Origin of the sequence: Pseudomonas sp. PDM31, assembly GCF_019218965.1 — a bacterium.
Lineage (GTDB): Bacteria > Pseudomonadota > Gammaproteobacteria > Pseudomonadales > Pseudomonadaceae > Aquipseudomonas.
The window spans coordinates 176,113-190,458 of sequence record NZ_JAHUWS010000005.1; the positions used below are offsets into that span (position 1 = coordinate 176,113).

Consider the following 14,346-nt stretch of genomic DNA (forward strand, 5'->3'; position numbering starts at 1 on the left):
TTTTGTGCATCAAAAGAAAAGGCACTCCACGAGGAGTGCCTTCTCTTTTGGCCCACTACCAACCCTGCACATGGCCCATGCCATCGACGCCGCTGCGCAATTCGTGCGCAGCGGCGTTGGCGTCAGAAACTGACGTTCAGGCCCAGGCGGACTCCACTGTCCTTGTAGCCATCGCCAAACTGCCCGGAGTAGCCCAGGCTTACCGTGGTACTTGGGGCGACCAGCGCCTGCAGCCCGAGTTGGGCGACGCCAGTGTCCTGTGCCAACGGCGCACCCTGGACGGTAAAGCCTTGGCCACCGGCAAATGCCATCTGGCGCGAGGGATCGAGATCGTCGAATGCATGCTGCCAGCCAACGGTGCCTTGCAGGGCCAGCGGCACCCCGGCAACCGTCGCCAAAGGTGTCGAGGCATGCATGCCCAGGGTACTGTAGGTCACGCTGTCGTCCTGACTGGCGCCCTGCAGCGCACTGACTCCGCCATGCTCGCCGAAGCTGTCGCTGTCGACGTTCACACGGGCCAACCCGACGAAGGGTTCCAGGATGAAGTCAGAAACCTTGACGTCGTACCCCAGTTCACCGAAGACCTGCGTGGTCTTGGCCTCATAGCTGGCCTTATCGTAATCGGCCACCCCGTCAAAGTTGACATGCCGGCGGCTGTCGATATCGTTCCACACGTGCGAGGCTCCAACGCGCAGATTGATAGCGTCCCACTGGCCGGCGGCGTACAGCTGCAGCGAGGTGCTGTCGATGTCGCTTGAGGCGTTGCGCGCATTAACATCCAGATCGTTGGAGCCGTAGCCTGCAGCCACACCGACCCGCCAGGCATCGCCTACTGGCAAATCGACGCCGAGCAAAGTCCCAGTGCTGTTGTGGTCAATGCTGGCGGCATTGCTGTTGCCACTGTTGTCGCCCCAGCCACCGTAACCCTGAACCCAGAACGTGATGTCCGACTCGGCATCGCGGTGCAGCACGCCCTCGGCGGACGACTTGTCCTGCGCCGCTCGCAGACGCTGGCTGATAGTTTCACGCACGTAACGGCTATCGTCGAACATCGCGCCGTGGGTGCTGGCATGTATTTCGCCCGACAGACTGTCGTAGGCGGCCCTGGCCTGTGCTGCACTCAAACCCGCAACAGCATTGCCCAGAGTGCCCCCGGTGGCTTCGACCGCCGCGGCGGCGGCGCGTTGGTTACCGGTTTCGCCCAAGGAAGCGAAGCTGACGTCGTTACGCTGCAATACCAGCTCCGCCCCGGTGGTGGAATACGCCACTTGCGGCGTCAGGAACGCCAGGTTGCTGGTGACATCGGCAAAGGTGCCATTGAGCGCGGCGGCCTGAATGATCCCGTAGCGGCTGCTTGGCGCCCAGGTGCCCGCACCGGCGAGCACGCTGAGGTGGGCGCCGTTGAGGCTGACGGTCCCGGTAGAGAGCACTTTGTCGGAACTGCCGTCAGGGTTGGCTTCGATCACCAGGGTCGAGCCGGCATTCAGATTCAGGTCGCCGTTGACACGCAGCGTACCGATCGAGTTACCCGGATTGAGTATCGCGCCATTGGCAAGGTTGACGTTGCCGAAGATGTTGCCATGCCCACCGAGCATGGCGCCGCTGTCGACCTGGACATTACTGGCCAGGCTTGCAGTACTGCCGGCAGCACCGCCGATGATCAGGCTGCCGGCTTCGACGAAGGTGCCACCGCCGACAATTGAACGACCATTGAGTACCAGTTTTCCAAGCCCGGTCTTGATCAGGCTGCCCGGGCCGGACAGGTTGCCGTCATAGGTGCTGGGGGCGTTATTGCTACCGACAGTGAGTTGACTGCCAGCGGCGAGGCTCAAATCACCCGTGCCGCTCAAGGCACTGAGGGTGGTTTGCCCGCCCAGGCTGACCGAGGCCGCGTCAGCAATGTTCAGGGTCGCCCTGCCCAACGCGTTGGCGCCCTCCAGTGCCAGGTTGCCGCCGAGAATATTCAACGCGCCACTGAACACGTTATCAGCGCTCAGGACCAGGTCGCTGCTGCCCTGCTTGATCAGGTCACCGTCGCCGCTGATGACACCAGCAAGCGCGAGATCATGACTACCGGCGAGGGTCAGGCTGCCGTTCAGTTCCACGGCGTTGTTCAAGGCGATCTCGGTGCTGTTGTCCAGGGTAGTGCCATCGGCCGCGGTCAGAGTGCCCGTGCCCAAGGCGCTGCCATTGCCCAGCACCAGGGTACCGCCGTGCAGTTGAGTGCCCCCGGTGTAACTGTTCGCAGCATTGAGTACCAGCGTGCCCTGGTCATATTTGCCCAGCGCGCCGCTACCGTTGATGGCGACGCCGATGGTTGCAGTGGCATTCGGATCGACCCGAACCGCCATGTTGCCCGTGGCACCGTTGACGGCCGTGAGCGATCCTGCGGTGCCATTGACCAGGCTGTAGCCATCGGTGACAAACTGCATGCCAGTGGCGCTTTGTGAACCATTGACCGTGACGGTGCCCGCCGCCCCCTGGAACACAGCGAAGCTGTCAGCCCAGGCGTTATTGGCGATACCGTCGACATCGGTCCAGTTGCTCGTGCCACGGCTCCAGGAGCCGTCGCCGCCATTGATGGTACCGTTGCCGGCCAGGTGGCTGCCGTTCCAGAACTGCACATGGGTGTCCGCAGCGCTGACCAGCAGATTGATCTGATGGCCGACCGCAGTCTGTACACGCAATTGCTGCGTCAACCCGATCGGCGTGCTGCCGATCTGCAGGCCGTTATCGGTCAGGCTGCCACCGTAGTTGAAGAGGCGATATACGCCGCTACCGAAGCCGCCGGCATCAGTGATGTTCAGTTTGCCATCCAGGGTCAGGTCAGTGCCGACACTGAACAGCGGGTTCGCGCCAGCAGACCCCTGGTTACCAAGACCGGCATCGACGCTGGAGTTACCCGACATCACCAGTGAGTCCATCGTCAAGGTGTTGCCCGTGGTGCCGACCAGGTGACCACCATCGGCGACAGCGACCGCACCGGTGAGGCTGCCACTACCTGTGAGCGTACCGCCATTGTTGACCGCGATATTGGCGCTATCGAGCGAGCCGATGACCTTCAGTGTGCCGCCATTGATGCTGCTGTCGCCGCGCAGGGAATTGGCGCCGCTGAGGGTTAAATTACCCGAGCCCTGTTTATTCAGATGACCCAAGCCATCGAAGACACCGGCGAATGTGCTGGTCTGGTTACTGCCGCCGACGCTCAGGGTGTTTCCGGCCCCGATCAGCGCCGTGCCGTTGCCTGTGAGGCTGGCGACACTGATGGACGCGCCGAGGTTGAGTCGGGTCCCGCCGCCAATGTTCACCGCGGCGCTGTTGCCCAGCGCCGTGGAACTTGTCGCGCTCAGGCTACCGCCCCGCACCTCGATGTCACCCGTCAAGGTATTGGTACCGCCGAGCGTCAGGTCCGCCGCGCCGGTTTTGATCAAGCCGCCGCTGCCGCCAATCGCACCGTTGAGGGTCAGCGCATGGCTGCCACCCACGGTCAGGTCGCCATCGAGGCTGATTGCGTTGCCCAGGGCGATCGCGCTGTTGCTGTCCAGTTGCGTACCGGCACTGGCTGTCAGCACACCGTTGCCCAGCGCCGTATTGCTGCCGACGACGATCTGGCCGCCATGCAGTTGCGTGCCGCCGCTGTAGGTGTTGGCACCGGTGAGCACCAGGGTGCCGCTGTCGAGTTTGTCGAGAGTGCCGCTGCCATTGATATCCACACCGACCGTGGCGGTTACGCCCGGATCGACCCGCACTGCCGTGGTGCCACTGCTGCCGTTGACGGCCGTCAGTTGCCCCGCCGCGCCATCGATCAGGTTGTAGCCGTCGGTGACGAATTGCAGACCGCTGAACAGCTGCGTGCCGTCCACCGTCACCGTGCCGGCGCTGCCCTGGAACACAGCGAAGTCACCGGCCCAGGTGCGATTGATCGTGCCATTGAGGCTGGTCCAGTTGGTGCCCGCGGCCGTCCAGGTGCCTGTGCCGCCATCCACCGAACCGTTGCCCGCGGTCTGGCTGCCGTCCCAGAAACGAATGCTGTCGTTCGGCGCCGACACCAGGTTGATCTGATTGGCAACCCCGGTCTGCACCGCCAGGTCGCCGAGGCTGGAACCGAGCGGCGCACTGGCGACGTCGAGCCCCTGATCCGTCAAATTGCCGGTGTAATTGATCAAACGGTACACGCCGGTACCGAAACCGCCGGCGTCACTGATATTGAGCTTGCCGTCGAGGGTCAGGTTGCCGCCGACGTTGAGCAACGAGGTGTTCGATGGCGCGGCCAGAGCGACATCCAGCTGACTGTCGGCGCCCAACGCCAATGAGCCTGCCGACAACGTGTTGCCCGTTGCCAGGGCGAGATGCCCGCCGTCTGCCACCGTCACTGCACCACCGAGACTGCCGTTACCGCTCAGGGTAGCGCCGCTGTTCACCTGCAAATGGCTGCTGCCAAGCGATCCGTTGACCCGCAACGTGCCTGCCTCGACGGTGGTGTCACCGGTCAGGCTGTTGCTACCGTTCAGCGTCAGCGTACCTGTACCGAGCTTGTTCAGTTCGCCGGCCCCACTCATCACGCCAGCCAGCGTCAGGTCGTGAGTACCAGCGAGGTTCAGGTTGGCGTCGACGCTGACGTTATTGGCCACCACCAGCGGCGCAACGGAATCGAGCGTTGCGTTACCCGCGACAGTCAATGCACCTGAGCCCAGTGCACCGTCAGAACCCAGGGTCAGGGTGCCGGCATTCAGGGCCGTGCCGCCTTGATAGGTGTTGAGGCCATCGAGGGTCAGATTGGCCGCGCCGTTTTTCGTCAGGCTGCCGGCACCGTTGACTACACCGTTCAAGGTCAGGTCGGCCGTGCCGCCCACGCCGAGGTTGCCAGCCAGGTTGACCGCGTTGTTCACGGTCACTGCCGTACTGGCGTCGAGACGGGTGCCGCCCGCCGCGTTCAGTGTGCCGGCGCCCAGCGCCGGGTTCGACGCCAGAATCAGCCCACCGGCATTCAGTGCCACATCCCCGAGGAAGGCGTTGTTGCCGCCAAGGGTCAAGTCCGTCGCACCGGTTTTGATCAGGCCGCCGGTTCCACCAATCGCACCGTTGAGGGTCAGCGCATTGCTGCCACCGACGGTCAGGTCGCCATCGAGGCTGATCCCGTTGCCCAGGGCAAGCGCGCTGTTGCTGTCCAGTTGCGTACTGGCACTGGCCGTCAGCACACCGCTGCCCAGCGCCGTGTTGCTGCCGACGACAATCTTGCCGCCATGCAGTTGCGTGCCACCGGTGTAGGTGTTGGCACCGGTGAGCACCAGGGTGCCGCTGTCGAGTTTGTCGAGGGTGCCGCTGCCATTGATATCCACACCGACCGTGGCGGTTACGCCCGGATCGACCCGCACTGCCGTGGTGCCACTGCTGCCGTTGACGGCCGTCAGTTGCCCCGCCGCGCCATGGACCAGATTGTAGCCGTCGGTGACAAATTGCAGACCGCTGAACAGCTGCGTGCCGTCCACCGTCACCGTGCCGGCGCTACCCTGGAACACCGCGAAGTCACCGGCCCAGGTGCGATTGATCGTGCCATTGAGGCTGGTCCAGTTGGTGCCCGCGGCCGTCCAGGTGCCTGTGCCGCCATCCACCGAGCCGTTGCCCGCGGTCTGGCTGCCGTCCCAGAAACGAATGCTGTCGTTCGGCGCCGACACCAGGTTGATCTGATTGGCAACTCCGGTCTGCAGCACCAGGTCGCCGAGGCTGGAACCGAGCGGCGCACTGGCGACGTCGAGCCCCTGATCCGTAAGGTTGCCGGTGTAGTTGATCAAACGGTACACGCCGGTACCGAAACCGCCTGCGTCACTGATATTGAGCTTGCCGTCGAGGGTCAGGTTGCCGCCGACGTTGAGCAACGAGGTGTTCGATGGCGCACCCAAAGCGACATCCAGCTGACTGTCGGCGCCCAACGCCAATGAGCCTGCCGACAACGTGTTGCCCGTGGCCAGAGCGAGATGCCCGCCGTCTGCCACCGTCACTGCACCACCGAGACTGCCGTTACCGCTCAGGGTAGCGCCGCTGTTGACCTGCAAATGGCTGCTGCCAAGCGATCCGTTGACCCGCAACGTGCCCGCCTCGACGGTGGTGTCACCGGTCAGGCTGTTGCTACCGGACAGCGTCAGCGTACCTGTACCGAGTTTGTTCAGTTCGCCAGTGCCGACAATGGCGCCATCAAAAGTACTGCCCAGGTTGCTGCCACCGATGCTCAGCGAGTCGCCGGTACCAATGCTTGCTGCGCCGCTGCCGGTCAGGCTGGCCAGACTTGTCGAGGCGCCGAGATTCAGCACCGCGCCGCTGGCAAGCTGGACGCTGGCATTGTTGCCCAGTGCGGTGCTGCCAAGGGTGATGAGACTGCCGCTCAACACATCGACGGTGCCGCTGAACGTATTGTTGCCAGCCAGTGTCAGGTCGGCCAGACCGTTTTTGCTCAACGTACCAGCCCCATCAATAACGCCGCCCAGCGTCAGGTCGTGAGCACCGGCGAGATTCAGGTTGGCGTCGATGCTGATGTTATTGGCCAGCACCATAGGCGCAACGGTATCGAGCGTTGCATTACCAGCGGCGGTCAATGTTCCTGAGCCCAGCGCGGCACCAGAACCCAGGGTCAGGGTACCGGCATTCAAGGCAGTGCCGCCTTGATAGGTGTTGATACCATTGAGGGTCAGATTGGCCCCGCCGTCTTTGACCAGCGCGCCGGCGCCACTGAGCACCCCGCCCAGGGTCAGGTCATTGCTGCCACCGTTGCTGAGGCTGGCATTGAGCAACAGGTTGTTGCCCAGATTCAGCGCACTGTTGCTGTCCAGCGTCGACGCGCCGGCCACAGTGAGGTTGCCCAGACCGATGGCGCTGTTGCTGCCGACGGTCAGGGTGCCCGCATTCAGGGCAACGCCGCCGAGGAAATTGTTGCTACCGTTCATGGCCAGGTCGCCCGCACCGTTTTTCGTCAGGCTGCCGGCACCGTTGACTGCACCGTTCAAGGTCAGGTCGGCCGTGCCGCCCACGCTCAGGTTGCCGGCCAGATTGACCGCGTTGCTCACGGCCACCGCCGTAGCGGCGTCGAGGTTGGTGCCGCCCGCCGCGTTCAGCGAGGCCGCGCCCAGCGCAGCGTCCGACGCCAAAGTCAGTCCACCGGCATTCAACGCCACGTCTCCGAGGAAGGTATTGTTGCCGCCGAGGGTCAGGTTCGCCGCGCCGTTTTTGATCAAACCACCAGTGCCGCCAATTCCGCCATTGAGGGTCAGTGCATTGCTGCCGAGCACGGTGAGGTAACCGTTGAGCGTCGCGGCATTGCCAAGGGTCACCGCGCTGTTGCTATCCAGTTGCGTACCGGCATTGGCCGTCAGCACACCGCTGCCCAGCGCCGTGTTGCTGCCGACGACAATCTTGCCGCCATCCAGTTGCGTACCGCCGGTGTAGGTGTTGGCACCGTTGAGCACCAGGGTACCGCTGTCGAGTTTGTGGAGAATGCCGCTGCCATCGATATTCACGCCGACCGTGCCGGTCACGCCAGGGTCGACCCGTACTGCCGTGGTGCCGCCAGTGCCGTTGATAGCCGTCAGTTGCCCCGCCGTGCCATTGACCAGGTTGTAGCCGTCGGTGATGAATTGCAGGCCGGTGAACACTTGCGTGCCGTTCACCGCTACCGTGCCAGCGCTGCCCTGGAACACCGCGAAGTCGCTGGCCCAGGTCTGGTTGAGTAGACCGTTGGCATTGGTCCAATTGGTGCCGCCCGCGCTCCAGGTACCGCTGCCGCCATCCACGGTACCGTTGGGAATGGTCTGGCTGCCGTCCCAGTAGCGGATGGTGACGTTCGGTGCCGAGACTTGCAGGTTGACCTGGTTGGCAATCGAGGTCTGCACCACCAGATCGCCGAGCCCGTAACCAACCGGCACGCTGGCGACATCGAGGCCCAGATTGGTCAGGGCACCGGTGTAGTTGAACATACGGTACACACCGACGCCAAAGCCGCCGGCATCGGTGACGTTGAGGTTACCGTTGAGAGTGAGGTTGCCACCGACGTTCATCAACGAAGTGGTGGAAGGTGAAGCGAGCGACATATCAACGTTGCTGCCAGCCCCCAGTACCAACTCGCCAGCGGACATAGTATTGCCCGATGACAGCGCCAGGTGCCCGCCGTTGTTGATATTCAATGTGCCGAGCGCCGCGCCGGTACCGGTGAAGGATGCGCCGGTATTGACGTTGATCTGCGCACTGCCCAACGACCCGCTGAGATCGAGGGTGCCACCGTTGATCGTGGTGTTCCCAGTGACGCCGTTGATCCCGGTCAGATACAGGGTGCCGGTGCCGACCTTGGTCACGCCACCGCTGCCGCCGAGATCGCCATCGAAGGTGCTGGTGCTGCTCACGCCGCCCACCGTCAGGGTGTTGCTGCCGGTAAGCTGCACACTGCCGCTGCCGGCCAACGCTGCCGCACTGGCATCGCTGCCAAGGTTGAGCCCGGCACCGGCACTGATGTTTACCCCGGCGGTGTTGCCCAATGCCTGGGTATTAAGCGTGGTGACGCTGCCGGAGACGATGTTCAGTGCGCCGGTGAAGCTATTGTTGCCGGCCAGGGTCAGGTCCGCCAGACCGTTCTTGGTCAGGCTGCCGGCACCATCGATCACGCCATTGAGGCTCAGGTCGTTGTTGCCCGCGACGGATAATCCGGCGTTGAGGGTGATCGCGTTGCCGTTACCGAACGCGGCGCCGTTGTCCAGCGTCGCGGCGCCCCCGACGATCAACGCACCACTGCCCATGCTGTTGGCATTGCCCAGGGTCAGGGTGCCAGCGTTGAGGGTGGTGCCGCCGCTGAAGGTGTTGTTGCCGTTGAGCGTCAGCTTGGCTGCGCCGTTCTTGATCAACGGCCCGGTGCCGCTGGTGGCCCCGGTGAGAGTCAGGTTCTGGGTGCCGCCGACAGTGAGCGCAGCGTTGAGGGCGATGGCGTTGTTCAGCGCGACCGACGGCGATTCGCTGTCCACGGTCGCGGCGCCGCCGACGGTCAATGCACCACTGCCCAATGCCAAACTGTTGACTACGGTCAGCGTACCCGCGTTCAGTGTGGTGCCGTCGAGGTAATTGTTGGCCCCGTTGAGAATCAGATTGGCGGCGCCGTTTTTCACCAGGCTGCCGGCACCGCTGACCAGGCCGGTCAAGATAAGGTCGGCAGTTCCGCCGACGTTCAACGCGCCGTTCAGGGCCACCGCGTTATTCAGGCTTACAGCCTTGTTGGCATCCAGCGTGGTGTTGTCCGCTGCGTTCAGCGTGCCGGAACCCAGCGCAGTGTTGCTGCCGACCGTTAATTTTCCGGTATTGAGCGTGGTGTTGCCCAGGTAAACGTTGGCACCATTGAGGGCCAAGTCGGCGGCGCCGTTCTTTATCAAGCCGCCGATGCCCGCAACCATGCCGTCGAGGGTCAGCGCGTTAGTGCCGCCCAGGGTCAGGTTGCCACCGAGGTTGACGTTGTTGGCCAGGTCAACCGCCGTGTTGGCATCCAGCGTGGTGCCGTTCGATGCGTTCAACGAGCCGGTACCCAGCGCGGAATCGGAACCGACGATCAGCGTGCCGGCATTGAGCGCCGTGGTGCCTGTGTAGGTATTGGCGCCATTGAGGGTCAGGCTCGAAGCGCCGGTCTTGATCAAACCGTTGCCGCCGCTGAGCACACCGCCCAGGGTCAGTGCATTGGCGCCACCGGCGGTGAGGTTGGCGTTGAGGTTGATGGCGTTGTTCAAGGTGATGATGCCCGGCGCCAACAGACTGGTCGCGCCGAATACGTAAATGGTACCGGTGCTCAGCGCCTGGTTGTTACCCAGCTGCACGGTGCCGCCGCTAAAGTTGGTATTGCCCAGATAGGTGTTGGCGGCGCTGAGGTTCAACTGGCCGGCGCCGATCTTGGTCAGGCCACCGCTGCCCGATATCACGCCGCTCAAGGTCGTAGCGTTGCTACCTTGCACGGTCACGCCACCGGCGCCGAGCGCAATCAGGTTGCTGACGTTCAACCCGGCGTTGCTCGCCTGAAGGATCCCGCCGTTGGAGGTCAGTACACCGGAACCGAAGGTGGCGTTGTTGTTGAATTGGGCGACACCGCCATTGAGCGTGGTCGCGCCGCTGACCAAGGGCCCCTGCAAGGTCCAGGTGCCGCTGTTGATGGTCAGGTTGCTGAAGTTGACGTAGGTGGCGCTCGATGCCGTGCCGGTACCTGTGGTGCCGCCGCCGACGCCGATAGGGTTTTGCAGGATCAGACTGTTGACGCCGCCAGCACCACCGTCGACAGTCCCGGTCGGGGCGAAGGTCAGGTTGAGGCCGATCAGGCCACCGAGGCCGACGCTGACCTGGACACCATCGCCGACGTTGACTGTGGAACCGGTCATGGCGGTGAAGGTGTTGGTGCTGCCCGCCCCCAATGACACGCCGCCGGTAATGGCCCCGGCGTTGGTAAAGGTGTTGCCTGCCGCTGACGTCTCGAAAGCAATCCGGCCATTGATGACGCCGGTGCTGCTGTTAGTCATGTTGACCTGCGAGCCGCCGTAGACGCCGACCACCGGAGTGTCGGCCAGGGTGATGCCACCTATCGACAGCCCGGTCGAGGTGATGGTGCCATTGTTGGTCAGGCTGGTGGTACCGGCAGCGGCGTTGTTCACCGCAATGCCCAGGCCATCGATGCTGGTCAGATTAAGCCCGAGCAGCATGCCGGTGCCGCGGATAATCCCGCTGGCATTGTTGAGCACGCTAACCGTACTGGTCGCCCCGGTGCCAATGAACGCGCCGCCACTCAACACCGACACCAGGCCAAGCAGCGCCGGGTCGATCGTGCCGGAGTTATTGAGGGAGATGTTGACCCCGGTCAGGTCCAGCACGTGGCCGCCGAGCGTCGCATTCATCTGCGCTCCGCTGTTGATGTTGACCGTCAGGCCGGTGGTGGCGCTGGAAAAGTTGTTGAGAAACAACGGCAACGACGGCACCCCGGTACAGGTCACGGTCGAGCCGGCGGTACTGCAGGTAGCCTGGGCGGTAGAGCTGAACAGCAAAGGTAACAACAGGGATGAAAGCGCCAGTTTGCGAACTCGGCGGGTGTTTTTACGACGGCGTTTACTGTGTTCATGGGTAACGTTCCAGCAACCCATTGCTGCATTCCACACCAACGTAAAAACGTGATTCATACAGTCCATCCCTTGGTGAATGAAGAAATTTTATTATTAGAGAGCCGGCTCAATGGGCTTCGGAGCAGTTTTGATACCTGGTCCTGACTGAGGCCCGCGCCTCAAATGATATCAAAACGATTCCATTCTTCCATTATCGGCCGCATTCAGGCACTTCTTTAAAGCGAGCGAGATTTATTCCACCGGGTCCCGTGTTACCCGCGCGGTTTGATTGCGCGTTTAAAACTGGCAAAAAAAAATTGTTTGCTACTATTAGTGAACGGCATCGAAGCCCAGGGCTGCTTTAACTTCCCTGGCACTGATCCACTCATTTCAAACGTGCCTGACCACATGGAGCTGCAATGCGCATTCCATTTAATTACGTGTTGTCAGCTGTCCTTTTTTTGAGCGGATCCAACTGCCTGGCACAGCCAGTGGTTGCGGCCGCAACCCCACCCGCAGTCACTCCCGGTACCACACCGGCCCCGGCCCCCCTACCCGCGTCGGCATCGGCACCTGTCCCGGCAAAAGATCCCGTATTTACCCAGGAACAGCTGGATCAGATGCTGGCTCCCATTGCACTTTACCCGGACCCGCTGCTGGCCCAGGTGCTGATGGCCAGCACTTATCCCGGGGAAGTCGCCGAGGCGGTGTTCTGGTCCAGGGGAAATCCCGACGCCAAGGGTGATGATGCCGTCAGGCAGGTAGCGACCAAACCCTGGGACCCCAGTGTGCAGGCGCTGGTCGCCTTCCCGCAGGTTCTGGCTACCCTGGGGCAGGATCCCGTCTGGGTACAACGGGTAGGTGATGCCTTCCTGGCCCAGCCCGACGATGTCATGGGCGCTGTGCAACGCTTGCGTCATCAGGCGCAGGCAGCAGGCAACCTGCAGAGCAACCAGTATCAGAACGTGACGATCCAGAACATCGCACCCCCGACACCGGAGCCAGCACCGGCGCAGGAATCCGCACCCGCAGCGCCAGCCAGCAGCAGCTCCACCATCATCATTGAGCCCGCTGATCCGCAGGTCGTATACGTCCCTACTTATAATCCAACCACCACCTACGGCACCTGGCCTTATCCGGCGTCGCCGCCTGCGTACTATCCACCGCCGCCTGCGTACTACCCCGGTCAGGCATTGATGGCCGGACTGGCGTTTGGTACCGGCGTGGCAATCGTCGGTGCGTTGTGGGGTGAGTGTGACTGGGGCGACAACGACGTCGAAATCGACGTCGACCGCTACAACAACATCAACGGCAACAACCGCATCACCAACAATTCGAACAAGTGGCAGCACAACTCCACCCACCGCAACGGCGTACCCTATCGCGACAATCGCAGCCGCGAGCAGTACGGCCGGCAACTGGACGGGGCCAATCAGCGCCAGGCCTATAGAGGCGACAACGCTCAACGAGCCCAGGCGCGCGAGAGTGCTCAGCGCAACCAGGCCAGGGAAAATGCCCGCACCTCGATGGACAGGGCCGGCATCGAACGCCCTGCCACCAGCAACCAACAAGCCCGTGATCGGGCGCGCGAAGCCCAGACCAGAACGGCGGCAAACAATCGCCAGCAAGCAGGCACCAACAGACCGAACGCGACCGACAGAAGCCAGGGCACAGCCAGAAACACCCGGGAAGCCCAGCAACCCCGCCGGCAGACCGCTCAGACCAATCAACGCGCACAGGGCAAGGCACAGGCGCGCCAGACTACGCAAAAACGCCCAACTGCGACGGCCGCCAACAAGAGCGGTACGCGCAACAACGCATTCGCCGGGGCACGCAAACCTTCTCAAGTCAACGCACAAGCCAGTCGTGGCCGGGCCAGCCAGGCATCCGCTCAGCGCCCCAGCGCTTCGCGATCAGCTGGCCATCAGGTCAGTCGGCCATCCAATCCGCCAGCGCGTTCAGGTTCAAGAGGGGGCCGTCGTTGAATAACAATCCTCGAGTAAAGGCACGCATGGGCTTGCGCCTCAGTGCCCTGGCGATAACTGCCGGTCTGGCCTGGTCGTGCATCGCCATGGCACAGCAGGAATTTCCAACACCAGAAAAGGCCGCTGAAGCCTTCGTCGAAGCACTGGGCACCGACCACGCCGATCACGAACGCCTGACTCAGTTGCTGGGCAAGGAATGGCGCAGTTTCATCCCTCGCGAAGGCACCGAGCGCAAAGATGTGGAGGCGTTTCTCAAGCAATACCAGGAGCGACACCAAATTGAAAAAACCAGCGACGGCAAGGCAATGCTGGCGGTCGGCAACGACAATTGGACACTGCCCATACCCATGGTAAAAACCGCCACCGGTTGGCGCTTCGACATGAAGTCCGGCAGTGCCGAAGTCCGTGCTCGTCGAATCGGCCGCAACGAAATCGACGCCGTGCAATCGGCGCTGAGTTATCACGACGCGCAAATGGAATATGCATCCATGGATCGTGACGGTGACGGCGCACTGGAGTATGCGCAGAACATCTACAGCGCCCCCGGCAAGCACGACGGGCTGTATTGGCCGGACGACGATAGCGGTCAGATCAGCCCCCTGGGTCCCTTGTTCGGCGAAACCATCGCCGGCGAAGCCTGGCATGGCTACTACTTCCGCATCCTTGAAAGCCAGGGGCCTTCGGCACCTGGTGGTGCCTACAGCTATCTCGTTGGCGACAAGATGATCCGGGGCTTTGCCTTGATTGCCTGGCCAGCAAAGTACGACGATACGGGAGTGATGAGCTTCATGATCAGTCATGAAGGGCAGGTGTTCGAGAAGGACCTGGGGCCCGAGAGTGAGAAGTTGGCGCTGTCGATGAAGAGCTTTGATCCGGATGACAGTTGGAAAGAGGTGACCGTGGATCAGGATGAGATCAAGTAATTCAGGCACCAGCCCCGCACAAGCGGGGCTCGATAAAAACCGCGGATAGCGACAGAGCACCTCGACAGGCAAACTGACCTTGGCTATCAACTCGCGTTCGCGATAGGTGTGTCATAGGTGTAGCTATTAGACAGGTTGTCAATTCTACGGAGCAGATGCGCTGATCAATTGCGCTTCACAGCAAAAGCCATTCCCCACCCCGAATACTGGAACGCCCCGAAAACCCCGAGGCCAACCCCAAATCCCAGCCCCCCACACCCCCCTGTAGGAGCCAGCCTCCTGGCGATAGCACCAGCCCAACCGCCACAAATACTGAAACAGTCCCCCAAAACCCACTCC

The 14,346-nt window shown here is 62.5% G+C and carries 3 protein-coding genes; 2 read left to right on the forward strand and 1 reads right to left on the reverse strand.

Going from position 1 to position 14,346, the window contains the following annotated elements; translation table 11 throughout:
- Positions 1–122: 122 nt before the first annotated feature.
- Complete coding sequence (locus tag KW839_RS11915) at positions 123–11,177, reverse strand: autotransporter-associated beta strand repeat-containing protein (RefSeq protein ID WP_218424449.1); 11,055 nt, start codon at positions 11,175–11,177, stop codon at positions 123–125.
- 341 nt (positions 11,178–11,518) lie between these two features.
- Here KW839_RS11915 and KW839_RS11920 point away from each other — a divergent pair, with 341 nt between their 5' ends.
- Both KW839_RS11920 and KW839_RS11925 read left to right on the forward strand, forming a co-directional pair.
- The gene (locus tag KW839_RS11920) at positions 11,519–13,084 is read left to right on the forward strand and encodes a DUF3300 domain-containing protein (protein WP_218424450.1); all 1,566 of its coding nucleotides are present in this window, start codon (positions 11,519–11,521) and stop codon (positions 13,082–13,084) included.
- A 26-nt stretch (positions 13,085–13,110) separates the two neighbouring features.
- Positions 13,111–14,007, forward strand: coding sequence for a DUF2950 domain-containing protein (locus KW839_RS11925; protein ID WP_060540101.1), 897 nt, complete (start codon positions 13,111–13,113; stop codon positions 14,005–14,007).
- The last annotated feature ends 339 nt before the right edge of the window (positions 14,008–14,346 follow it).